This window comes from Allobosea sp. BE125, assembly GCF_031456075.1.
In the GTDB taxonomy this organism is placed as follows: domain Bacteria; phylum Pseudomonadota; class Alphaproteobacteria; order Rhizobiales; family Beijerinckiaceae; genus Allobosea.
Genome location: NZ_JAVDTY010000007.1, coordinates 297,564 through 320,689 on the forward strand (window position 1 = coordinate 297,564; position 23,126 = coordinate 320,689).

Annotated in this window: 16 protein-coding genes and 1 pseudogene; 9 read left to right on the plus strand and 8 right to left on the minus strand. The window is 66.1% G+C overall.

Going from position 1 to position 23,126, the window contains the following annotated elements; translation table 11 throughout:
- Positions 1–66: 66 nt before the first annotated feature.
- A complete protein-coding gene (locus tag J2Y55_RS17770) occupies positions 67–1,644 on the minus strand; it encodes an ABC transporter substrate-binding protein (RefSeq protein WP_310156137.1) in 1,578 nt (525 codons plus the stop codon).
- On the minus strand, positions 1,641–3,170 hold the full coding sequence (locus J2Y55_RS17775) for a serine hydrolase domain-containing protein (RefSeq protein ID WP_310156140.1): 1,530 nt from the start codon (positions 3,168–3,170) through the stop codon (positions 1,641–1,643). Before J2Y55_RS17775 ends, J2Y55_RS17770 begins: the two co-directional genes overlap by 4 nt.
- Before the next feature lie 265 nt (positions 3,171–3,435).
- On the opposite strand from J2Y55_RS17775, the gene dctP reads away from it, so the two are divergent.
- The 8 genes and pseudogenes from dctP to J2Y55_RS17815 all read left to right on the plus strand — a co-directional run bounded on the left by dctP (position 3,436) and on the right by J2Y55_RS17815 (position 11,872).
- A complete protein-coding gene (dctP, locus tag J2Y55_RS17780; protein WP_310156143.1) occupies positions 3,436–4,461 on the plus strand; it encodes a TRAP transporter substrate-binding protein DctP in 1,026 nt (341 codons plus the stop codon).
- A 1-nt stretch (position 4,462) separates the two neighbouring features.
- Positions 4,463–4,975: pseudogene (locus J2Y55_RS17785) on the plus strand (TRAP transporter small permease); the annotation flags it as partial.
- 66 nt (positions 4,976–5,041) lie between these two features.
- On the plus strand, positions 5,042–6,421 hold the full coding sequence (locus J2Y55_RS17790; RefSeq protein ID WP_244546504.1) for a TRAP transporter large permease: 1,380 nt from the start codon (positions 5,042–5,044) through the stop codon (positions 6,419–6,421).
- Between the two features lie 81 nt (positions 6,422–6,502).
- Positions 6,503–7,483 (plus strand): ketopantoate reductase family protein, encoded by a 981-nt coding sequence (locus tag J2Y55_RS17795; RefSeq protein WP_310156146.1) that lies wholly within the window; start codon positions 6,503–6,505, stop codon positions 7,481–7,483.
- Positions 7,484–7,602: 119 nt separating this feature from the next.
- Positions 7,603–8,544 (plus strand): ABC transporter permease, encoded by a 942-nt coding sequence (locus J2Y55_RS17800; protein ID WP_310156148.1) that lies wholly within the window; start codon positions 7,603–7,605, stop codon positions 8,542–8,544.
- The gene (locus J2Y55_RS17805) at positions 8,541–9,431 is read left to right on the plus strand and encodes an ABC transporter permease (RefSeq protein WP_310156152.1); all 891 of its coding nucleotides are present in this window, start codon (positions 8,541–8,543) and stop codon (positions 9,429–9,431) included. The genes J2Y55_RS17800 and J2Y55_RS17805 overlap by 4 nt, the downstream gene beginning before the upstream one ends.
- A 10-nt stretch (positions 9,432–9,441) precedes the next feature.
- Positions 9,442–10,221, plus strand: a complete 780-nt coding sequence (locus J2Y55_RS17810) for a glycerophosphodiester phosphodiesterase (RefSeq protein ID WP_310156157.1) — start codon at positions 9,442–9,444, stop codon at positions 10,219–10,221.
- Positions 10,222–10,309: 88 nt separating this feature from the next.
- Entirely contained in the window at positions 10,310–11,872 is a 1,563-nt protein-coding gene (locus J2Y55_RS17815; RefSeq protein WP_310156160.1) for an ABC transporter substrate-binding protein, read from the plus strand.
- A gap of 26 nt (positions 11,873–11,898) precedes the next feature.
- On the opposite strand, the gene J2Y55_RS17820 is transcribed toward J2Y55_RS17815, so the two are convergent.
- From J2Y55_RS17820 to J2Y55_RS17830, 3 genes are read right to left on the minus strand one after another with little or no spacing between them, the layout of a single operon-like run.
- Positions 11,899–13,371, minus strand: coding sequence for an alkaline phosphatase family protein (locus J2Y55_RS17820; protein ID WP_310156163.1), 1,473 nt, complete (start codon positions 13,369–13,371; stop codon positions 11,899–11,901).
- 40 nt (positions 13,372–13,411) lie between these two features.
- Complete coding sequence (locus J2Y55_RS17825) at positions 13,412–14,401, minus strand: ABC transporter ATP-binding protein (protein ID WP_310156167.1); 990 nt, start codon at positions 14,399–14,401, stop codon at positions 13,412–13,414.
- Positions 14,398–15,513, minus strand: coding sequence for an ABC transporter ATP-binding protein (locus tag J2Y55_RS17830; protein ID WP_310156170.1), 1,116 nt, complete (start codon positions 15,511–15,513; stop codon positions 14,398–14,400). The genes J2Y55_RS17825 and J2Y55_RS17830 overlap by 4 nt, the downstream gene beginning before the upstream one ends.
- A 403-nt stretch (positions 15,514–15,916) precedes the next feature.
- On the opposite strand from J2Y55_RS17830, the gene J2Y55_RS17835 reads away from it, so the two are divergent.
- Entirely contained in the window at positions 15,917–17,917 is a 2,001-nt protein-coding gene (locus J2Y55_RS17835; RefSeq protein WP_310156174.1) for a methyl-accepting chemotaxis protein, read from the plus strand.
- A gap of 142 nt (positions 17,918–18,059) precedes the next feature.
- Here the strand turns inward: J2Y55_RS17835 and J2Y55_RS17840 are convergent, their stop codons facing one another.
- Genes J2Y55_RS17840 through J2Y55_RS17850 form a run of 3 tightly spaced genes read right to left on the minus strand, consistent with a single transcriptional unit; the run spans position 18,060 to position 22,841 of the window.
- Positions 18,060–19,592, minus strand: a complete 1,533-nt coding sequence (locus J2Y55_RS17840; RefSeq protein ID WP_310156175.1) for a SpoVR family protein — start codon at positions 19,590–19,592, stop codon at positions 18,060–18,062.
- 11 nt (positions 19,593–19,603) lie between these two features.
- Positions 19,604–20,878: a YeaH/YhbH family protein gene (locus tag J2Y55_RS17845; RefSeq protein ID WP_310156178.1), complete on the minus strand. Its 1,275-nt coding sequence runs from the start codon at positions 20,876–20,878 to the stop codon at positions 19,604–19,606.
- Between the two features lie 19 nt (positions 20,879–20,897).
- Positions 20,898–22,841, minus strand: coding sequence for a PrkA family serine protein kinase (locus J2Y55_RS17850; RefSeq protein WP_310156181.1), 1,944 nt, complete (start codon positions 22,839–22,841; stop codon positions 20,898–20,900).
- Positions 22,842–23,126: the final 285 nt, after the last annotated feature.

The window sequence follows — 23,126 nt, forward strand, 5'->3', positions numbered from 1 at the left end:
GTGAAGCCTGCCCTGCAAGGGCCGGAAGATGCCCCGGCTCTTGCAGGGCGCGCCTCGAGAGCCGTTTCAGTTCTTCTCGATGTTCCAGAACAGCATCACGGGCGCGCTCAGCACGCCCATGACATTGCTGCGCCGGGCATAGGGCTGGTCGAATTGGCCGAGCACCCGATAGGGCTGCACCTCGGCCAGCCGGCGATGAAGGATTTCGATCGCGAGCTTGCGGCTGGCGTCGTCGGGCGCATCGACGACCGCGCCACGCAGTCGCTCGGCTTGCGCGTCGCAGGGCCAGCCGGCCCAGGCCTTCTCGCAGGCCATGTTGGTGCCGATATTGGTCAGCGGCGATTGCATGGTCGCGCCCGAGGCCGTGGTCACGAACAGGTTCCAGCCGCCCTGATCGGTGGTGCCGCGATTCTGCTGGCGCGTCGTGACCGTGCCCCAATCGGAGAACTGCAGGTCGATGTTGAAGCCTGCCTTCTTCAAGCTGTCGGCGGCGACTTCGGCCATGCGGCCGATCGCTGGAATGTCCATGCTCGAAGTGAGCACGAGCTTCTCGCCCTTGTAGCCGCTTTCCGCCAGAAGCTGCCTGGCCTTGGCGAGGTCGGGCTTGCCGAAGATTTCAGCGCCGGCCTCGGTGCCGTCGGGGCTGCCGCAGATGAAATAGGAGTTGCAGCGTTTCCACCACGCCTCGTCGCCATAGCCGCCAGCCATGAACTCGGCCTGATCGGTGGCGTAGGCGAGCGCGAGGCGGGCCTTGGGATTGTCGAAGGGCGGATGCAGCTGGTTGGGTCGCAATAGCGCCTGGGTCGCCAGGTTGTTGTAGCGCTCGATCTTGACATTCTTGTCGCGCGAAATGACCGGGACGAGATCCTGACTGGGCTGCTCCCAGATGTCGATCTCACCAGTCTGCAGCGCGGCGGCCGCAGTCGCCGGGTCGGGCATGATCATCCACTCGACCCTGTCGACCTTGACGATGCGTCCGCCCGAAAGCCCGTCCGCCGGTTCGGAGCGCGGCACGTAGTCGGGGTTGCGGTCATAGACGACCTTGGCGCCGCTACGCCATTCCGCCCTGTTGAAGCGGAACGGCCCGCTGCCGATGGTCTCCGAGATCGGCTTCATCGGGTCGCTGGTAGCGTCGCTCTCGCGCATGATCGCCGGGATCTGGCCGACAGCGGAGCCGAGCGCGAACGGTACCAGCGCCATCGGCCGCTTCAGCTTGAGCGTGAAGCTCCTGTCGTCGATGGCCTGCATGCCCTCGGTGTATTCGCCGAGCTTGCCGCCGATCGTGTCGCGCGCCATCCAGCGCTTCAGTGAAGGAATCACATCGCGCGTCGTCACCGGCTGGCCGTCATGGAATTTCAGGCTCGGGCGCAGAGTAAAGCTCCAGGTCAGTTTATCGTCGGAGGTCGAAAAGCTCTCGACCATCTGCGGCTTGGGATTGAGGCTGGCGTCCCAGGCAAACAGCGTCTCGTAGATCATCAAGCCATGCATGCGCGTGATCACGATCGAGGATGCGACCGGGTCGAGGTTCTTGAGGTCGGAATGAGGGACGACGCGCAGGATTTTTCCGGGCGCCCGCTGCGCCTGAGCGGGGAAGGCGAGACAGGCCGCCGAGATGGCCAGGGCGGCGAGACGCGAGACTTTCATGACCGGGCTCCTTGTTCGGCAATGCGGTCGAATTGCAGGACGCGGGCGCGGTGGCTGGCGAGATGAAGCGACCCATCCACCTGCAAGCAAAGACAAGGCCGATGCCGCCACGGGCCATGGCTCAGATCGGCGAGTGCCCGGCCGCCGGGCAGGGCGGTGAGCACGGTTTCGATTCCGGCGTCTCCGGTCCAGGGCATCACCGCCGTACCGTCCGGGCGGATCAGGATCTCGGCGCCGAAGATGCGCTCGCGCCAGCGCCCAGGCAGTCCCGGGTCGAGAGCCGTTTCCGCGGGAACGCGTACGAGTCGGCGCCGGACGCCGCCTATCGTGCCTTCGAGCGTGTCAGCGCCGGTTTGCCTGAGCCTGATGTCGAGATAGGCGGGCAGGCTGCGCAGGCCATTGTCGCCGTCGCTGACGAGGCGCTCATAGCCGCCCATGAAGCTGATCGAATCCGGCGCCAGCTCCGCCCAGAACGGGCCGCTCTCGGTGGCGAACAGGCCGGTGGGCACTTCGTTTGCGGGGTTGGGCAAGTCTCGGCCCAGCAGCGCGGCAAGCACGCGCAGGCTCAGCCAGAGCGCGTCTTCCTCGCGATTGCTCAGCACGACGACGCCGACGCCATGGGCGGGCGCCATCAGGACATGGTTGCGATAGCCGGGCAGCGAGCCGCCATGGCCGACGAGTGCGACATCCTCCAGCGCGCTGCAGACCAGCCCGAGCCGATAGACGCTGGCGCTGCCATCAGCGAAGGCGCGCGGCGCGGTCAGGCGCTCCAGCATGCCGGCCAGCGTGCCGCGCCCGGCGAGCAGGGCGGAGGCCCAGCGCGCCAGCCCCGCCGCACTGCCGGCGATCCCGCCCGAGGCGGAAAAATGAAAGCCGTAGCGGCCGCGCCGCCAGCTTTCGCCGTCACGCCAATACCCGGTCGCGAGACCGGGCACGATCTCGGTCTCATCCTGCGGAAATCGGATCGGCAGGTCGAATTCCGCCATCAGCCGGTCCACGGCCCGGGCATAGTCGATCCCAAGCCGCTTCTGCAGCACGAGCTGGCCGAGGCGCCAGCCGGTGTTGGAATAGGCCATCTCCAGCCCGGGTTCGCCATTCAGGGACGGCAGGCGTTGCGCAACGGCGAGGATTTCGCTGGCGCTCAGGCTGGCGGTGTAGGGCACACCGCGCTGCCAGAACACCTCCATCATATCCGGCAAGGCGCCGGTCATGTCGAGCGCGCGGCCAAGCGGCAGCCGGGCGAAAGCCTCGGGCAGATCCGCAAGCCATGTCCCGAGCGGGGCGTCGAAGGGCACATCCGCCTGCAGCAGCAGGGTCGCCAGAATATGCTTGCTGATCGAGGCGAAGCGGTTCGTCGTGTCCGGGGTGAAGGCGAGCCCATGCTCGATCACCGCGAAGCCGCCGCTCAGCGCCTCGCGCACGCCGGTGGTGTCGAAGATCACGACCGCTCCGCCGGGGCCGCCTTCCTGTCGCCAGCTCTCGGTGATGCTTGCAGCCTCGGCCCTGGCGCGCGCCCAATCCAGCATTCCGGCCTCTCCTCATCCATCGAGCGATCGCTGGCCGCGAGTGTCGGGGAATTTCGGTGGCCGGCGCAATCGCCGCGCCATGCAGTGGGAGCAGGCCCGTGCGGCGATCGCCGTCGCCGAACCGGAAAGCAGATAGACCGTCAGCTGCTCATGTTGGCATCGGTCTCTGAAGCATGCTCTATGTGTGGGAACGCACGCCCGTATAAAACGAGCGAAAACAGCAGGCGGGGAGCCTCCCGCCCAGGCTCTTCCATGGGAGGAAGACATGCAGTTCGACCGACGCCACGTCCTGTCCGGCTTGATCGCGGCTCCCGCCGTCCTGACCTTCAGCCGGCCGGGTTCCGCCCAGAGCGCGACGACGCTGAAGATTTCGCACCAGTTTCCCGGCGGCAGCATCGACCAGGGCGATTTCCGCGATCGGCTGTGCCGGATCATGGCGCGCGAGGTCGAGAAGCGGACGGCAGGGTCGCTCAAATTCGAGGTCTACGCCAACTCGTCGCTGATGAAGACGAACGCGCAGTTCTCGGCGCTGCGCAAGGGCGCGCTCGACATGTCGCTCTATCCGATCGCCTATGCCGGCGGCGAGCTGCATGCCTGCAATCTCGGACTGATGCCCTGCCTGGTCACGAGCTATGAGCAGGGCGCGAAATGGAAGACCTCGGAGGTCGGCAAGGCGCTGACCAAGATCGTCGAGGACAAGGGCATCAAGATCATCTCCTGGATCTGGCAGGCCGGTGGTGTCGCCTCGCGCAAGGGCACGATCGGCGGCCCCGATGACGTCAAGGGCATCAAGATCCGCGGCGGCAGCCGCGAGATGGATCTGATGTTCACCGCCGCAGGCGCCCAGGTTTCGACCATGCCGTCGAACGAGGTCTATATCGGCATGCAGACCGGCGCGCTCGACGCCGCCGTGACCTCCTCGACCAGCCTGATCTCGTTCCGCCTGGAAGAATTGTCGAAATCGCTGACGGCGGCTCGCAAGGGCTCGTTCTGGTTCATGCTCGAACCGATGCTGATGTCCAAGGCGATCTTCGACAGCCTGAAGCCCGAGCAGCAGAAGGCGCTGCTCGATGTCGGCGCCGAGATGGAAGCCTGGGGCACGGCCGAGGCCAAGAAGGACGATGAGGAGGTCGCCAAGGTCTATGCCGCCAAGGGCGTGCAGGTCGTCGACCAGACCGACGCCAACCTCGCGGCCTGGCGCAAGATCTCCGAGGAGAGCGCCTGGAAGGATTATGCGGCGAAATCGACCGAAGCCGCGGAACTCCTGAAGCTCGCCCGCGCGGTTTCCTGAGATGGCGGGCGGCCTGCAGCACGACGCCATCCTCGCCAGCGACATCAGGAGCTCGACACCGGTGACGGGCGGCATCGCCGCCGTCATCGGTGCGGTCAACGAGACGCTGTTCAAGCTCTCGGCCGTTGCGCTGCTCGCAGCCGCGCTGGTCCTGACCTTCGGCGTCATCGCCGGCCATCTTTATGGTCGCGGCGTCGAGTGGCAGGACGAGGTCACGATCTTCCTGGTCGCCGGCGCGATGTTCCTCTCGGCCGGCGCCGTGCAGCAGCGGCGTGGCCATATCGGCATCGACTTCCTCGACCATATGCTCTCGCCGCGATTGAACGCGGCCCGGCGCGCCACGGTCGACGCCGTGGTGCTGGCCTTCTGCCTGTTCTTCGCCTGGAAGGCCGGCGGCTTGCTGCAGGAGGCGTTGCATGAGGGCCAGACCTCGCATTCGGCCTGGGGGCCGCCGCTCTGGATTCCCTATTCGCTGCTGACCTTCGGCATGGCCCTGCTGGCCGTGCAGGTCGCGCTGCAGGTCGGCCAGCGCTCGCTGCTGGTTCTCGCCGTCGTCATCCTGGCTGTGGTGGCGCTGTTGATGTGGGAGAGGCCGGTCAGGCCGCTGGTCACGAGCCTCTCGCAGGCGCAGGTCGGCATCGCCTATTTCGTGGCGACGCTCGTCGTGATGTTCTCCGGCATGCCGATCGCCTTTGCGCTCGGCGTCGTCGCGCTCGTCTTCATGCTGCTGTTCATGCCGTCGGCTTCGGTCGATACCATTGCGCAGAATTTCTACGAGGAGCTCGCCAACGTCATCATCCTGGCGATCCCGCTCTTCATCCTGAAGGGGGCGGCGATCGGGCGTTCCAACGCCGGCAAGGACCTCTATTCGGCCCTGCATGCCTGGCTGCACCGGATTCCCGGCGGGCTCGGCGTCGCCAACACCATCGCCTGCGGTCTCTTTGCCGCCATGGCCGGTTCGTCGCCGGCGACCTGTTCGGCGATCGGCTCGGCCGGCATCCCGGAGATGCGCCAGCGCGGTTATTCCGGCGGTTTCGCTGCCGGCATCATCGCGGCCGGCGGCACGCTCGGCATCCTGCTGCCGCCTTCGGTCACCATGCTGCTCTACGCGGTCGCGGCCGAGGTCTCGCTCGGCAAGCTCTTCCTCGCCGGCATCGGCCCGGGGCTGCTGCTGATCACGCTGTTCGCGCTCTATTCGGTGCTGCGCTACCGCAAGGAATTCGCGGTGGCTCAGACGATTGCAGCCGAGACCGGGGTCCGCTCGGCGCTGCTGACCGAAGAGCATTACACGCTTGGCCAGAAGCTCAGGATGATCGCCTGGGTCGCGCCCTTCGTCTCGATCCTGGCCGGCGTCATGGTCGTGCTCTATGCCGGCTGGGCGACGCCCTCGGAGACGGCCGGCGTTGGCGCGGTGCTGGCGCTGATCGTCATCGGCGCGATGTACGGTATCTGGCGGCCGTCCAAGCTGATGCCGATCGTCACCGGCACGCTGCGCGAATCGACCATGCTGCTTATGATCATCGGCATGTCGCTGCTCTATGCCTATGTGATGAGCTATCTCCATATCAGCCAGGCGATGGCCGCCTGGGTGATCGGGCTGTCGCTGTCGAAATGGGTTCTGCTGGCGGCGATCCTGCTCTTCGTCATCGTGCTCGGCTTCTTCCTGCCGCCGGTCTCGATCATCCTGATGACCGCTCCGATCGTGCTGCCGCCGCTCAAGGCCGCGGGCTTCGACCTGATCTGGTTCGGCGTCGTCATGACCATCGTGATGGAGATGGGGCTGATCCACCCGCCGGTGGGCCTCAATATCTTCGTCATCAAGAACATCGCGCCCGACATCCCGCTCTCCGACATCATCTGGGGCACGATGCCCTTCGTCGTGCTGATGTTCCTGGCGGTGATCATCTGCTGCCTGTTCCCGGGGCTCGTGACCTGGCTGCCCTCCGTGATGATCAAGTAGGCAACCTGTCCGGGATCGAGACTGTCCCATCCGCTTCTGCGCATTATAGTCCGCTCTCGATTCACAAAGCGGGAGCGGACCATGCGGGTGGCGATTGTTGGCGCCGGAGCGATCGGGGGCGTCATCGCCTGGCATATGGCCAAGGCGGGGCAGAGCCCTCTCATCGTGGCGCGTCCGGCGACGGCAGCCCTGCTCGCCTCCGATGGCCTGATCCTCGAGACCGCGTCATCCGCCGAAACACTGTCCGTCAACGCGACCGCCGATCCGTCCTCGGCCGGGGTGCAGGATCTCGTTCTGGTCGGCTACAAGGCGCATGACTGGCCGACGGGCCTGGATCTGGTGACGCCTCTGCTCGGGCCCGGGACGATCGTGCTGCCGATGCTGAACGGCATTCCATGGTGGTACCTGGATGGGCTGGACGAGGGATTCGGCGATCGGAAACTGACCTCCGTGGACCCCGAAGGCGCGATCGCGGCGGCGCTTCCGACCACCCAGGTTCTCGGCTGCGTCGTCTATGTCGGCGCCAATCGCCCGGCGCCGAACCGCATCGCCTGGAACGGCCGCAAGCGCCTGGTCATCGGCGAGCCGCTGGCGCCGGCGAGCGCGAGGCTTGCCGATGTCGTGGCCTTCCTGAAGGCGGGTGGCATCGACGCCGAGCCGAGCGCGGACATCCGAAGCGCGGTCTGGCACAAGCTCCTCGGCAATGCCGCCTATAATCCGATTTCGGCCGTGACCGGGGCGACGATCGACGCCATCATCGGCGACCCCGCGCTCCGGAGCGTCGCCAAGTCGATCATGGCGGAATGCGTTGCCGTGGCAGCCGCGCTCGGCATCGAGGATAGACCCGATCTCGAGGTGCGCCTGGAGCTTCCTCCGACCCTGGTCGGCGTCAAGACCTCGATGCTGCAGGATATGGAGGCTGGCCGGCCGCTGGAATTGGGCGCGATCGCAGGCGCGGTCGCCGAGCTCGGCCGAAGGGCCGGGGTTCCCACCCCGCTGATCGACTGCGTCGCGGCGCTGGCGGGGAATGCCTGGCGGCAGCGATGGGGGGCAGCGGGCTGATCGGAGCGCGCCTGCTTTTCGCCTGATCGAGGCGGAAAGCACCAGGCTGTCATCAATCTGTCGTCGCCGGCTTTGCAGATGCGCCGCTTGTCACGAGGTCGTGTCGATCGGTTTTACGCATGTTTCGGTTCCTGGCCCTGCGCGCGGGGCGCGCCATCCTCACACTCCTCATCTGCGTCTCGGCGGTCTTCATCGCGCTGCGCCTGGCGGGCGACCCCGCCGACATCATGCTCTCGATCGACACGCCCCCGGACGTGCGCGCCTATTACCGCGATCTCTGGGGCCTCGATCAGCCGCTCCACCAGCAATATCTGCGCTATCTGCTCAGCGCGGCCAGGGGTGATTTCGGCGCCTCCTTCGCCGATGACCGGCCGGCTTTCGCTGCTGTTCTCGAGGCCCTGCCGAAGACGGCGCTGCTCGGGACATCCGCGCTCCTGCTGGCCTTGCTGGTCGGCCTGCCGCTCGGCGTGCTGGCGGCGCTGAGGCACAACAGCGCCATCGACAGGCTGGCGATGGCCTCGGCCGTGTTCGGCTATGCCATTCCGATCTTCTTCCTCGGCATCCTGCTGATCCTGCTGTTCGCGCTGAAACTGCGCGTCTTGCCATCGGCGGGATCGGACACTCCTGCCCATCTCATCCTGCCGATGGTGACGCTCGGATTGCCGCTGGCGGGGCGGCTCGCCCGTTTCGCGCGGACCGCGACGCTGGAGGTGCTCGGCAAGCCCTTCATTCGCGCGGCACGTGGGCGTGGCGTGATGCCCTTCAGTGTCATCATCCGCCACGCGTTGCCGAATGCGTCGGTGCCGCTCCTGATGTTCCTCGGCATCGAGATCGGCGGGATTCTCGCCGGCAGTGCGGTGGTGGAGACGATCTTCGCCTGGCCCGGCGTCGGCCGCTTGCTGGTCGATTCGGTGGCAACGCGTGATCTTGCCGTGGTGCAGGCCGTGATCCTCACCATCACGGTGATCATGATCTCAGCCAATCTGCTCGTCGACATCCTGCATATCCTGATCGACCCCCGGCTGGGCGGCTTCCGGCAGGCTGGGGGAGCACGGGCATGACGGCGGGGCTCGACAGCGCGGCTCTCGCGTCGCCACCGCTGCGCTCCCGCCCGGCGCGGGCGGCGATGTCGCCCCTCGTCAAGCTGTCTGCGGCGTTTCTCCTGCTCACCGTGCTCGTCGCGCTGCTCGCCGACTGGCTGGCGCCGATCCACTTCACCACCCAGAACCTCGCGGCGCGTTTGCGCCCGCCTTTGTCCGAGGGCGGCGGCATGACCTATTGGCTCGGCACCGACCAGCTCGGGCGCGATATCTTGAGCCGGTTGATCTTCGCCATCCGCACCTCGATCCTGATCGCGGTGCTTGGCACCTTGATCGGGGCGGTCTTCGGCACGCTGCTCGGCTTCGTCGCGGCGCGGTTCAAGGGGCTCGTCGACCAGGGCATCATGATGCTGGTCGATGCGCAGGCGGCGATCCCGGCGCTGTTCCTGGCGCTGACGATGCTGGCCTTCTTCGGCAACAACATCCTGCTCTTCATCATCCTGGTCAGCATCGACGGCTGGGACCGCTATACCCGGCTGGCGCGGGGCCTCGTCGTCTCCGAGCAGGAGAGCGAGTACATCAATGCGGTGGAGGCTCTCGGCGCGCGGCCAGCGCGGGTGATCATGCGCCATCTCCTGCCCAATATCGTCGCGGCGCTGGTGGTACAGGCGACGTTGAATTTTCCGGGCACGATCCTGCTCGAAACCTCGCTCTCCTTCCTCGGCCTGGGCGTGCAGCCGCCGGGCACCTCGCTCGGCCTGATGCTGGGCGAGGGGCGGCGCTATCTGCTCAACGCCTGGTGGATCGCCGTCTTCCCCGGGCTGACGATCCTCCTGACGACCCTGTCGATGAGCCTGTTCGGCGACTGGTTGCGCGACAGGTTCGATCCCACGGTCGATCGCAGGTAAGGGCGGGATGATGGTATCCGCACAATCGCCGGCTTCGGGACGCCCGCTCGTCATCGCGCATCGCGGCGGGGCGTTGCTCGCGCCCGAGAATACGGCAGAGGCCTTTCGGGCAGCAGAGGCTACTGGTGCCGACATGGTCGAGACGGATCTGCGGCTGACAGTCGACGGCATCCTCGTCTGCCTGCACGACGCCGATCTGAAACGCCTCTGCGACGACCCCCGTGCGGTGGCTGAGATCGATCTCGCCACCATCCGCCGCCTGCTGCCGTCGGTGATGACGCTGCAGGACGCCATCGCGGCCTCGGCTCCGCTCGGGCTGCTGCTCGACGTGAAGCTGACCGAGCGCGCCGTCGTTTCGCGCGTTCTGGCGGAGCTCAGCGAAGCCGGCGCGGTTGGGCGCATAGTGCTCGGTCTGCGCGATCTCGATCTCATCGCCATGGCGCGCGCTCAGGCGCGCGAGGTCGCGTTGCTCGCCTTCGCTGCCGATCCGGACTCGGCAGCCATGGCTCGCGCTGCCGGCGCAGACTGGTTCCGGCTATGGCAAGGCGATGCTACGGCCGAACGCGCGGCTGCCGTCCGGGCCGAGGGCTTGAAGCTTGCGGTCATGGTCGGCCAGCCGCGTTCGGTGGCCTTGCCGGACTATCCGCCTTTCCCGGTCGGGCGTGTCGATCGTGACGGGCTCGACCGGCTGCTTGCCCTGTCGCCGGACGCGATCCTGCTCGACGATCCACGCCTGCTGGTCGAAGCCATCGCCGGGCGCCCCAATGTCACCGGATTGTCGCCTGGCTGAGGCAAGCCACGCATTCATCGTTCCACTGGTGCCGGTCGCCGTGCCGACCTTGTCGGCTTGGCGGCACCGGCTGCTCCAAGGATCCACAATGGCTACGATTTCCCGCCGCCGCTTCCTGGAAGGCGCGATCGCCACCCCCATCGCGCTGAACGCCCAGCCGGGCTTCGCTGCCAGCGAGACCCGCCCGAATTTCACCGTGGCGGTCGCTGATCTGCCGGCGACGCTGGAGCCGGCCCGCGAACTCTCCAATGTCGGCACGCGCATCACCTATTCGATCTTCGACACGTTGATCCGGCGTGATTTCCTCGGAACGGCCGATGGCGGCGGCTCGGAGCTCAAGCCGCATCTCGCCACAAAATGGGAGCGTGTCTCGCCGCTGGAATTGATCGTCACGCTGCGCCAGGGGGTGAAGTTCCATAATGGCGACGAGCTCACCTCCGAGGATGTCGCCTATACCTTCCGCGACGGCCGGCTCTGGGGCGACAAGGCCCAGATCCCGGGCGGCAAGGCTTATTTCGGCGTGCTGGCCAGCGTCGAGCCGATCGACCGCTACAGCGTGCGTTTCCGCACCAGGACGCCCGACGTCCTGCTGGAGCAGCGGCTCGCCTCCTGGTGCGCCTGGATCGTCAACAAGCGTGCCTATGAGGCGATGGGCTTCGAGGCCTATTCGAGGAAGCCCGTCGCGACCGGCCCCTACCGTGTGGTGTCGCACAGCGCCGCCGACGCGACCGTGCTCGAGGCCTTCGACGATTATTTCATGGCCAAGCCCTCGGCCAAGCGCGTCATCTTCAAGCGCGTGCCGGAACTGGCCGCCAGGGTCGCCGGCCTTGTGGCGGGTGACTACGACCTCATCACCAATATTCCGCCGGACCAGATGAGCATCGTCGGCGGCTACAAGGACATCGACGTGCGCTCGGTCGTGCTGGCGAACGTGCATGTGCTCGCCTTCAACGACCAGGACAAGCTGCTGTCCGACAAGCGCATCCGCCAGGCGCTGGTCTGCTCCATCGACCGCCAGAAGCTCGTCGACACGCTGTGGCAGGGCACGGCCCTGGTGCCGGCCAGCCACAACTTCCCCGAATACGGCCAGATGTTCGTCGAGGGCCGCAAGCTGCCCTACGACCCGGCCAGGGCGAAGGCGCTGCTGAAGCAGGCGGGCTACAAGGGCGAGCCGATCGTCTATCGGACGATGGCCAATTACTACACCAACGCGCTCGAAGCCGCGCAGGTTCTGGTCGAGCAATGGAAGGCGGTCGGCCTCAACGCCTCGCTGCAGGTCGTCGAGAACTCGGCGCAATTGCGCGGCGCCGGCTCGCAGATCTTCAACTGGTCGAACTCGACCCGCCTGCCCGATCCGCTCGGCTCGATCTGGGTGGCTTGGGGGCCTGCCGGCGAGATCCAGGTCTCGAAGTTCTGGACCTCGGCGGGGGCCTTCAACAAGGCAGGCAATGCGCTCGAGGCGGAGGTCGATCCGGGCAAGCGCAAGGCCCTCTTTACCGAGATGCTCGACATCTGGGAGGACGAAGCGCCAGCCACGATCCTTTACCAGCCGAGCGAGGCCTACGCGATCAAGAAGTCGATCGCCTGGCGGCCGACCACCTTCTATTTCATGGATCTGCGGCCCGACAACCTGTCCTTCGGCCGCAACTGACGGCGTGGGTTCAATAAGCCTCGCGCCTACTGCCCGCCGCCCAGGATGAAGCGGCGGCCATCCTGCTCGACGATGTCGACATGCTGGCCGAAAGCGCCGCGACCGGCCGAATGGCGCGTGACGCGCGCCTCCTCGCGGGCTGGGCGGGCGAGGTTTCGGCCCTGCATGGTCTGCCCCAGTGCTATCCCGAGCAGGCCGAGCACGGTCGGGCCGATATCGATGATGCCGGCCGGCGCTGAGGACAGGGAGCCGCGCCCCTCCGCCGTCTCGGCAGCGATGATAAGCACGGTGTTGAGCTCGTGCGGATTGATGCCGCCATGCATGCCGCCGCCGAGCGGCACGTCGCCCGGCGTCATCGTGCCCAGGCCCGGCAGGCCGTATTGGTCGGTCGCGAGATCCGATTTCAGGATGAACATGAGGTCCGGCTGGCGCTCATGCCCATTGCCCATCAGGGCGAGGGACAAGGTGCCGTCCACCACGCCCTCGACCTCGTTGCGGGCGGGCGAGAAGACATGCCCGACGGCCGGCTGCTGCATCAGCCAATGGGCGATCCGCTCGATGCCGTCGCGGTCGCCATTGAGGCGGCGGATCTCGCCGCTGATGCCGCCGGTGGCGACGAAGGCCGCGCCATCGAGCGCGTCGCGCTGGGCGACCGCAAAGCCCGCCTGGCGGGCGTCGTCGAAGAGCGGGTGGGTGGCGCGGGTCGAGATCTGGCCGTGATCGGAGGCGACGATCACGGCGATGCGCTCCGCATCCGGCTGGGCGTCGACCCAGTCCAGAATGGCGCCGAAGGCCTTGTCGGCTTCCTGCAGCCCGGCCTTGGCCTCGGGCGAGCCGAGGCCCTTGTAGTGGAAGGTCGTGTCGGGCTCGTTGAACCAGACCAGCGCGACATCCGGAGCCAGCACCGGCAAGACATGCTCCACCATCAGCCGCGCGGCGTAGCGCAATTCGCCCAGGCGCGGCATCTCGCGCTCCGGCAGCGGACCGACCGTCTCCAGCGCCTCGGTCACGGCATGGGGTGTCTGGGTGCCGTCGACGCCATGCATCGAGAAGGTCCAGTGGCCGTTGTCGCGGGCGCGCGGGTTGATGAAATGCGCCGAGCCGGGCGAACCCGTATGCACCACGCAGAGCCGTCGCCCGGCGCGAGCGAGAACGTCGCCAAAGGTGTCCACGTCGATGAGGCGCCCGCCATGGTGGGCTTCGATCCGGCGAAGATGGTCGATACGGCCGGTGTCGAAGACATGCTCGGGCATGGCGGCCGCATGGTAGAAGGCGTTGCCGACGATGCCATGCGCGGTTGGCGGCGCGCCGGTGGCGATCGCGCTCGTGCAGACGCGCGTCAGCGAGGGGAAGACGCTGCGCGCCTGCCGAAACCAGGTGCCGCGCGCCGCCAGGCGCAGGATGTTCGGCGTCAGCTCGGGCGTCACCATATCGGGTCGGAGACCGTCGAACACCGCCACGATCACCCGCCCGGCAGTGGCCTGCTCATTCTGCGCCATCGTCTGTCTCCGAAGGATATGGAAGCGGTTCCTGCCGCACTCAGGCGGCTACGGCAACCGGGCTGTCGATGGCCGGCGCGAGATGGCAGGCGGCGAGCCGCCCATCCGCCACGCGGCGCAGGGCTGGAGCCTCCGTCGCGCACAGCGCCATGGCGCGCGGGCAGCGCGGATGAAAGGCGCAGCCGCTGGGCCGATCGACCGGGTTGGGCGGATCGCCCGACAGCACGATGCGCTCGCGCATGCGCCGCCAGGGTGTCGGCACCGCCGAGACCAGCGCCTCGGTATAGGGATGGGCGGGTGCATGGAACAATGCGTCGGGCGGACCCTGCTCGACGATGCGGCCGAGATACATCACCGCGACTTCGTCGGCGATCTGGCGCACCACCTTGAGGTCGTGGCTGATGAAGAGATAGGCCATGCCGAAGCGCTCCTGCAGATCCTGCAGCAGGTTGATGACCTGCGCCGCGACGGAGACGTCGAGCGCCGAGATCGGCTCGTCGCAGACCACGAGCCTGGGGTCGAGCACCAGTGCGCGCGCCAGCACCACGCGCTGGCGCTGGCCGCCTGACAATTCATGCGGATAGCGGTCGAACAGGTCGGGACGCAGGCCCACAGCCTCGAACAGCGAAAGCGCCCGCTCCTGCCGCGCCCCAGGGCCGGCTTCGAGATTGTGGATCTGCAGCGGCTCGACGACCTGCTCGCCGACCGTCAGGCGCCGGTCGAGCGCCGCCAACGGGTCCTGGGGGACCATCTGCATGGAACGGCGCATGGCGCGCCATCTGGCATCGCGCACCGCCGTGACCGGCTCGCCGGCAAAATCGATCCGGCCGGAGGAGGCCGCGAGCAGGCCCAGCACCAGCTTGGCCGTCGTCGACTTGCCGCAGCCCGACTCGCCGACGACACCAAGCGTGCGGCGGGCGTCGAGCGAGAAGCTCACCCCATCGACGGCGTGCAGCAGGCGCCGCTCACCGCGCGCGCCAGCGACGGGATAGTGCCGCGCCAGATCCTTCACCGTGAGAAGCGCGCTCATGACGACATCCCGACAAGCTCTTCCAGGCGCGGCTCACGCTGGCCCAAAGCCCGCTGCTCCGGGCTTCCTTGCCAGGGCGGCAAGGCATCGAGCCGCAGGCAGGCGGATTGGCGGACGCCGCCCGCCGGGGCGAGCGGCGGCGGCGCGACCTGGCAGATGGCGGCAGCCGAGGTGCAGCGCGGCGCGAAGGCGCAGCCTGGCGGCATCGCATCGGGCGCGGGCACCGTGCCGGGCACCGGCGTCAAGCGCAGGCGTGGCCCCTCCAGCTCCGGCAGGGCGGCCAGCAGCCCGCGCGTATAAGGGTGGTGCGGCTGATGCAGCAGCGCCGAGGTCGCTGCGGTCTCCACGACGCGGCCGGCATACATCACGGCGACACGGTCGCAGAGATCGGCCACGACGCCGAGATCATGCGAGATCAGCACGAGGCCCATGCCGGTGTCGCGGCGGATGTCGCGGATGAGATCGAGGATCTGGGCCTGGATGGTGGCGTCGAGCGCGGTCGTCGGCTCGTCGGCGACCAGCACGTCGGGCTCGCCGGCCAGCGCGACCGCGATCATCACGCGCTGGTTCATGCCGCCGGACAATTCATGTGGGTATTGCCGCAGCCGGCGCGGCGCGTCGGCGATGCCGACACGGTCGAGCAGGCGCAGCGCCTCCGTCTGCCCGGCCGCGCCGGAGAGGCCGCGATGCAAGCGCAGCGCCTCGCCGATCTGCGTGCCGATGCGATGCACCGGATTGAGCGAACTCGTCGGGTCCTGGAAGATCAGGCCGATCCGGCCGCCGCGAATGCGCGCGATCTCACGCTCGCCGAGATGCGTGATGTCCTGGCCCGAGAGCAGAACCTTGCCCGAGGTCGCGACGCCCCTGCCGAGAAGCCGCAAGGCCGCAAGCCAGGTGACGCTCTTGCCGCAGCCGGATTCGCCGACGATGCCGAGCGCTTCCCCAGGCGCGAGCATGAGATCGACGCCATGCACGACCCGGGTCGCGCCATGGCCGTTGCGGAACGAGACGGTGAAGGCCTCCAGCGCCAGCAGCGGGGGAGAAGGCGGTGTCGTGCCCCCCGCGGGCGAGACATCCTGCGCGGTCAAGTGATGTGTGGGAGCGTCGCTCATGGCGGCCGAACTACGCATCGGCCGATGACCGTCCGATGACATTATCGTCACAGAAGACTGATCAGGCCACGCTGCTCCGATGGTTCGGCTGAAAACCTCGCTGAGCCTCCATTCTGAGAAGCCGCGCCGCTTCGTTTCGAAGGATGAAATCCGCGTTCCGATGTGCGTCTTTGGTAGTTTATAGTAAAATGCACAGATCGAAGAAATACTGATTGCTGCATAAAGTTATATTCCGATGTATTCATTTATGAGGGCTCCCCCTTGCGCATCTCTACGCCGAAAATTTCGAACCTATGCGTTGAGAGAGGTAAGAACCCTAAAATTAAGCAGCTTTTCATTATTATAGACAAAGCTGAGGTGTTCCTGGGTGTGTCACGCCGCCCATTCAACAATGAGCCGCCTCATGAAGAAGCTCTTTCTATTTCGGCTGCCGATCGCGACTCGCCTGGCTATCGTCGGGGTCCTCATCGTGGGGGCGGCTGTCGCCGCATCCGTCCTGGTGTCGATCCATGCCGCCGACAAGGCGATGCGCGAACGGGCGCAGTCCAGCCTCTCCGTCAACATCAACCTGCTGCGCGATATTCTCGTCGCCAAGGGGGAGCCGAAGCTGGAGGGCGACAAGCTCTACTTCGGCAATGAGCCGGTGAACGGCAATTTCGCTGCCGTCGACAAGGTCAAGGCGCTGGCCGGCAGCGTGGCGACGGTCTTCATGGGCGATGTGCGCGTTGCCACCAACGTGCAGAAGCCCGATGGCTCGCGCGCCGTCGGCACCAAGCTGGCCGCCGGGCCTGCCTATGACGCTGTGTTCAAGGATCGAAAGACCTATTCCGGCGCGGCCGACATTCTGGGCCTGCCTTACTTCACGATCTATGAGCCGATCATCCAGTCATCGAACAACCAGGTCATCGGCATCCTGTTCGTCGGCATCAGGCAGGCCGATTTCCTGGTCGTGATCGATGAGATGATCTGGGGTAACGTGATCGCCGGATTGCTGATCGCTCTGGTGGGCGGCGCCGTGCTGCTGCTGGTCCTGCGCCGCATGATGAAGCCGCTCGGCAGCCTGAAGGCGGCGATGCACCGGCTTGCCTCGGGCGATATCGAGGCGGCGATCCCCGTCATCCGCAGCCGCGACGAGATCGCGGCGATGGCTGATGCGGTCGGCGTCCTGCGCAGCGCTGCGATCGAGAAGGCGGAGCTCGAAACCGCCGCCATCGCGCAAGCGCGCCTGATCGAAGACACCCGACACACCACTGAGGCCGAGCGCCTGGCGGGAGCGCAGCAGCAGCTCGAGCAGGCGAAGGAGCTGGAAAAGGTCGTCACGGAGCTGGCCCGCGGCCTTGCGGAATTGTCCTATGGCAACCTGACACATCGCATCGAGATCGCCGTTCCGGCGGCCTATGAGCAGCTTCGTGACGACTTCAACACCACTGTCGACCGCCTGTCCACGACGGTGCGCACGATCCAGACGACCTCTGCGGATGTCGGCTTGGCCGCGCGCGAGATCACCATGGGCGCCGACGACCTCTCGAAGCGCACGGAGGAGCAGGCCTCGTCGCTGGAGGAGACCGCGGCCACGACCGAGGAGCTCGCAGCCTCGGTGAAGGCCTCGGCCCAGGCTTCGAAGCAGGCAGCCGCGATCGCGACCGAAGCGATGCAGGCAGCGCAGTCGGGCGGCACGATCGCGACCGAGGCCGTGGCTGCGATGGCGCGCATCGAGAGCGCCTCGCAGAAGATCTCCGACATCATCCGGGTGATCGACGACATCGCCTTCCAGACCAATCTGCTGGCGCTGAACGCGGCGGTGGAAGCCGCGCGTGCCGGCGATGCCGGCAAGGGCTTTGCCGTGGTGGCCTCCGAGGTCCGCACGCTGGCGCAGCGCTCGAGCGCCGCCGCCAAGGACATTTCGGGGCTGATCTCCTCGTCCAACAGCGAGGTCGGCGAGGGCGTCAAGCTGGTGCGCCAGGCCGGCGACGCGCTGACCCAGATCCTGGCGGCTTCGCAAAAGGTCGCGGCCACCATCGCCGAGATCTCGGCGGCCTCGGGCGAGCAGGCCAACGGCATCGACGAGATGAGCCAGGCTGTCGCCCATCTCGACGAGATGACGCAGGCCAATGCGGCGCTCGCCGAACAGAGCGCGGCCTCGGCCGGGTCGCTCTCGGGCCGCATCGGTGAGCTCAACGACCTCGTCGCGGCCTTCAGGACGGGCTCTGAGGGTGCGACAGCCTCACCGGCCAGCCACGGCTCGGAGCCCGCGCGCCTGCGCAAGCTCGCCGAGGCCGCCTTCAGGCAAACCAAAGTGCCGGCACCGGCACCTCGGACCCAGGCGGCTGCGCCAGCGTCGCACGCGCCGGCCAAGAAGGTCGCCAACAGTCGCGCCGGCGATGCCGGGTGGGAAGAGTTCTGAGCAGCGAAACCACGCCCTCAGGCCGTCAAGGAACCCAGGGCTGGGAGGGCGGGAAGGGCATGCGCTCACCGGCGCTCGCGCCCGAGCGGCTCGACCTTCCAAGCGTGGCATCCTAGGGCAGGCTTGTCCCGGGCCGCGCCGCTCAGGCCGCGCGGGTCATGCCGCGCGGGCTGGCCACATGTTCCTTCAGGACCGTGCCTGTGGGGTCGACCTCCTGGAGCCGGACATCATAGCTCCAGAGATCGGCGATGTGCTGGAGCACATGCGTAGCGGCCTTGTCCTGAAGCAGGCATCTGTTCACGACGGTATGGCGCAGAAGCAGGCGCCGGTCGCCGGCGAGGTCGACATCGACGACCTCGATATTAGGATCGGTCCAGCTGATGTCGTATTCGCGGGCGAGCTGGCGGCGGATCCGGCGATAGCCGGCCTCGTCATGGATCGCCTCGACCGTCACGCCTTCGCTCCGCGCCGGGTCGTCGCAAATGTGGAACATGCGCATCTGCCGCATCAGGCGCGGGCTGAGGAACTGGCTGATGAAGCTCTCGTCGCGGTAATTGGCCCAGATGTCGCGCAGGACGGCCATCGCGTCCCCGGTGCCGGCGATATCGGGAAACCACTCGCGGTCTTCCGCCTCGGGCGCGGTGACGATCCGTTCCAGGTCCTGCATCATCGCGAAGCCGAGCGCATAGGGGTTGAAGCCGGGAAACCGCGGATGGTCAAAGGCGGGCTGAAACACGACATTGGAGTGCGAGGTGAGAAATTCGAGGAAGTTGCCGTCGCTGATCGCCTGCTTCTCGTGCAGCCGCGTCATGATGCGGTAATGGACATAGGTCGCGGTGCCCTCGTTCATCACCTTGGTCTGCCGCTGCGGATGAAAATACTGCGCGACATGGCGCACGATGCGCAGGATCTCGCGCTGCCAGGCCTGCAGGCGGGGCGCGGATTTCTCCAGGAAATACAGCAGATTGTCCTGCGGTAGCCCAAGGACCGTGCGCCGCCGCTCGGCGCCGAGATCCAGGGCGCTCTTGCTGGGGCCGGCCGGCACGGTGCGCCAGAGGTCGTTGAAGATCTGCTCCTCATGTGCGCGGCGATCGCGCTCGCGCCTTTCCTCCTGGCGCAGGTCGAGCTTGCTCTTGCCGGGATAGCGGTGGACGCCGTGGGACATCAGGGCGTGCGCCGCGTCCAGCGTCCGCTCGACGGCCGCCTGGCCGTGGCGCTCCTCGCAGCGCGCGATATAGCCCTTGGCGAAGTCGAGATAGTCGAGGATGCCTTCCGCGTCGGTCCAGGTCTTGAACAGATAGTTGTTCTTGAAGAAATGGTTATGGCCGAAGGCGGCATGCGCGATGACCAGCGTCTGCATCGTCGCCGTGTTCTCCTCCATGAGGTAGGACACGCAGGGCGAGCTGTTGATGACGATCTCGTAGGCCAGATCCCTCAGGCCCTTGCGGTAGAACGCCTCGTGATGGGCGAAATGCTTGCCGAAGGACCAATGCTTGTAGAACAGCGGCATGCCGGTGGAGGAGTAGGCGTCGAGCATCTGCTCGGCCGTGATGACCTCGATCTGGTTGGGATAGACGTCCAGGCCGAGTTCGGAGAGCGCGATCTCCTGGCAGGCGTCATGGATCCGCTGGAGTGTGGTGAAGCTCCAATCGGCTCCCTCGAAAAGCGGTTCCATTGCGGCTCCCGTCATGATGCGGCCTTCTCATGGCCCTGGCGGCGCTGGAACAGCTCGCGGAAGACCGGGAAGATCTCGTTGCGATGGCTGACCTTGCGGATCGAGAGCGGGGCTCCCTCCGAGCGTAATCTTTCATAGAGCCGCCACAGGGCGGAGTGGGACATCGATTCGCGCCCGGATTCGCCGACTTCGAGATAGGCGAAATACTGGCTGGCCGGCAGGATCGCCTCCTTGAGCAGGCGTTCCGTCACGCCCTCGTCCGAATAGGAGTTGTCCCCGTCCGAGGCCTGGGCGGCGTAGATGTTCCAATCCTCGGGAGAATAGCGCTTCGCGATGACCGATCGCATCGCCTCGAGCGCGCTCGAAACCAGCGTCCCGCCGGTCGCGGGGCTGTGGAAGAAGGTGTCCTCATCGACCTCCTCGGCCCGGTCCGTGTGACGGATGAAGACGAGTTCGACATGGCGGTAGCGCTGCGACAGGAAAATATAGAGCAGCATGTAGAACCGCTTGGCGAGGTCCTTCATGTGCTCCGTCATCGAGCTGGACACATCCATGAGGCAAAACATCACCGCCTGTGCGACCGGCTTCGGCTCGTTCTCATAGCGGCGATAGCGGACATCGACGGGGTCGATATAGGGAATGCGGCGCACCTTGGCTTCGAGCGCCTTGACCTTGTCTTCGAGCACCAGGCGTAAGCCATCCTCTTCGCAGGCGGCGATTTCCGCCTGAAGCAGCGCGATCGTCTCGGGATTGGGACGGCGAAGCGCCATCCGGCGCATCATCGCAAGCCGCGTCGTGCGGTTGACCGCGATGTTGGCCGGCGAGCCCGAGACCGAATAGCCGGCGCGGACGGGGCTTTCATGCTCGGTCTCGGTGAGCCGCCGCTTGGCGAGGTCTGGAAGCTCCAGATCGTCGAGGAAGACGTTGAGAAACTCCTCGCGGGTCAGGACGAAGCGGAACGCGTCTTCGCCGGCTCCCTCGCCGGCCTTGTCGGGCTTGCCGCTGCCGCCTCCTCCTGAGCGCGGCAGCACATCGCCTTCAATGAAGGTCTTGTTGCCGGGCAGCACGTGGTCGTGCGTGCCCCCACTCCCCCGGCGAAGGCTGGGCTCCTCCATCCCGTCCATCGGAATGCTGACTTCCCCGCCCTCCAGCACGTCCCGGATATTGCGGCTCTGCAGGGACTGCTTCACCGCCTGTTGTACGACGCCCTTGGCCCGGCGCAGAAAACGCTGACGATTCTCGAGAGCCTTGCCGCGTGGGTTCAGGCGTCGGTCGACAATGTTCATGATGGCTCCCGCGCCTGGCTCAGCCAGCCTGCTTCACGCGCATGTACCATTCGATCAAACGCCGGACCTGGCGTTCGGTATAACCACGCTCCACCATGCGCGAGACGAACTCGCCATGCTTCTTCTCGCTCTCGCCATCCTTCTTCGAGCCGAAGGAGATGACCGGCAGCAGGTCCTCGACCTGTGAGAACATCCGCTTCTCGATGACTTCGCGGATCTTCTCGTAGCCGGTCCAGGACGGGTTCTTGCCGCCATTGCTCGCCCGCGAGCGCAGGCAGAACTTGACGATCTCGTTGCGGAAATCCTTCGGATTGGCGATTCCCGCCGGTTTCTCGATCTTGGTCAGCTCCTGATTGAGGAGTTCGCGATCGAGCAATTGGCCGGTGTCGGCATCCTTGAAGTCGACATCCTCGATCCAGGCGTCGGCGTAGTCGACATAGCGGTCGAACAGGTTCTGCCCATAATCCGCATAGGATTCGAGATAGGCCTTCTGGACTTCGTGGCCGATAAACTCCGCATAGCGCGGGGCAAGGTCGGCCTTGATGAATTCGAGATAGCGCTTCTCGGTCTCATCAGGGAGCTGCTCGCGGCGGATGGCCTGTTCCAGCACATACATCAGATGCACCGGATCGGCGCCGAGCTCGATCGTGTCGTGGTTGAAGGTTGCCGCTAGGACCTTGAAGGCAAAGCGCGTTGAGATGCCGTCCATGCCTTCGTCCATGCCGGCGGCGTCACGATATTCCTGGACGCTGCGGGCTTTTGGGTCGGTTTCCCGCAGGCTGTCGCCGTCATAGGCGCGCATCTTGGCGAACAAGGTCGAGTTCTCGTGGTTGCGCAGCCGCGAGAGAACCGAGAACCGCGCCAGCATCGACAGGGTTCCTGGCGCGCAAGCGGCACTGCTGAGCGCCGAGCCCTCGATCAGCTTGTCATAGATCCTCTGCTCTTCGGTCGCCCTCAGGCAGTAGGGCACCTTGATGACGCAGATCCGGTCGATGAAGGCCTCGTTGTTCTTGTTGCTCTTGAAGCTCTGCCATTCCGCCTCGTTGGAGTGCGCGAGGATGACGCCGGAAAAGGGGATGGCGCCGATGTTCTCGGTGCCGTTGTAGTTACCTTCCTGCGTCGCCGTCAGCAGCGGATGCAGCATCTTGATCGGCGCCTTGAACATCTCGACGAATTCGAGGACGCCCTGGTTGGCGCGGTTGAGGCCGCCCGAATAGCTGTAGGCGTCGGGGTCGTTCTGGGAGAAGTTTTCGAGCTTGCGGATGTCGACCTTGCCGACGAGCGATGAGATATCCTGGTTGTTCTCATCGCCGGGTTCGGTCTTGGCGATGGCGATCTGGCGCAGGCGCGAGGGCTGCAGCTTGACGACCTGGAAGCGGGAAATGTCGCCTCCGAACGTCTCGAGCCGCTTGAGGCACCAGGGGCTCATCAGGCCCGTCAGCCGCCGCTGCGGGATGCCGTAGCGCTGCTCGAGGATGGGGCCCATCGTCCCGGGATCGAAGAGGTTCAGCGGATTCTCGAAGACCGGGCTGATCTCGTCGCCGGCCTTCAGCACATAGATGGGGTGGACCTCCATCAACGATTTGAGCCGTTCGGCGAGGGACGACTTACCACCACCGACCGGGCCGAGCAGGTAGAGGATCTGCTTGCGCTCCTCCAGGCCCTGGGCGGCGTGACGGAAGAAGGAGACGATGCGCTCGATCGTCTCTTCCATGCCGTAGAAGCCGGCAAAGGCCGGATAGGTCCGGACGGTCCGGTTCAAAAAAATACGGCCAAGGCGAGGATCCTTGGCCGTGTCGATCATCTGAGGCTCGCCGATGGCCGCCAGCAGCCGTTCGGCTGCATTAGCGTATAGCATCGGGTCGCCTCTGCAGGCCTCCAAGTAGTCGGAGATCGGCATATCCGTTTCGCGGCGTGCCTCATAGGAGCGAGCGAAAGCGTTGAACAAAGAGTCGTTGTACATGAGCCCTCTGCATATGGTTATGCCGCGGCTCGACGCAGGCAAACGAGAATCAGCTACGCCCCTGGTCGAAACACGGCGCACGTCAACTGCGAATCAGCATCTGCTATCGAACGCCAGAATCGCTCTCAAGCGCCGGGCTGGCAATGCGCAAAAGTGAGCACTTCCCCTTTTGTGCTATCCATCTGCGAATAAATTGTGCTCAACCCCTGCCGGTTCCCTCATCTCCTTGCGTCATCTCGCCGCGGTTCGGCCCCATGCGCGCGGGTTGGGATGGATCGGCGATTG

Bases quoted from the DNA above. Each gene is read 5' to 3' on its own strand.
- J2Y55_RS17770 (WP_310156137.1), bottom strand. From the start codon at position 1,644: ATGAAAGTCTCGCGTCTCGCCGCCCTGGCCATCTCGGCGGCCTGTCTC.
- J2Y55_RS17775 (WP_310156140.1), bottom strand. From the start codon at position 3,170: ATGCTGGATTGGGCGCGCGCCAGGGCCGAGGCTGCAAGCATCACCGAG.
- dctP (WP_310156143.1), top strand. From the start codon at position 3,436: ATGCAGTTCGACCGACGCCACGTCCTGTCCGGCTTGATCGCGGCTCCC.
- J2Y55_RS17790 (WP_244546504.1), top strand. From the start codon at position 5,042: ATGTGGGAGAGGCCGGTCAGGCCGCTGGTCACGAGCCTCTCGCAGGCG.
- J2Y55_RS17795 (WP_310156146.1), top strand. From the start codon at position 6,503: ATGCGGGTGGCGATTGTTGGCGCCGGAGCGATCGGGGGCGTCATCGCC.
- J2Y55_RS17800 (WP_310156148.1), top strand. From the start codon at position 7,603: ATGTTTCGGTTCCTGGCCCTGCGCGCGGGGCGCGCCATCCTCACACTC.
- J2Y55_RS17805 (WP_310156152.1), top strand. From the start codon at position 8,541: ATGACGGCGGGGCTCGACAGCGCGGCTCTCGCGTCGCCACCGCTGCGC.
- J2Y55_RS17810 (WP_310156157.1), top strand. From the start codon at position 9,442: ATGGTATCCGCACAATCGCCGGCTTCGGGACGCCCGCTCGTCATCGCG.
- J2Y55_RS17815 (WP_310156160.1), top strand. From the start codon at position 10,310: ATGGCTACGATTTCCCGCCGCCGCTTCCTGGAAGGCGCGATCGCCACC.
- J2Y55_RS17820 (WP_310156163.1), bottom strand. From the start codon at position 13,371: ATGGCGCAGAATGAGCAGGCCACTGCCGGGCGGGTGATCGTGGCGGTG.
- J2Y55_RS17825 (WP_310156167.1), bottom strand. From the start codon at position 14,401: ATGAGCGCGCTTCTCACGGTGAAGGATCTGGCGCGGCACTATCCCGTC.
- J2Y55_RS17830 (WP_310156170.1), bottom strand. From the start codon at position 15,513: ATGAGCGACGCTCCCACACATCACTTGACCGCGCAGGATGTCTCGCCC.
- J2Y55_RS17835 (WP_310156174.1), top strand. From the start codon at position 15,917: ATGAAGAAGCTCTTTCTATTTCGGCTGCCGATCGCGACTCGCCTGGCT.
- J2Y55_RS17840 (WP_310156175.1), bottom strand. From the start codon at position 19,592: ATGGAACCGCTTTTCGAGGGAGCCGATTGGAGCTTCACCACACTCCAG.
- J2Y55_RS17845 (WP_310156178.1), bottom strand. From the start codon at position 20,878: ATGAACATTGTCGACCGACGCCTGAACCCACGCGGCAAGGCTCTCGAG.
- J2Y55_RS17850 (WP_310156181.1), bottom strand. From the start codon at position 22,841: ATGTACAACGACTCTTTGTTCAACGCTTTCGCTCGCTCCTATGAGGCA.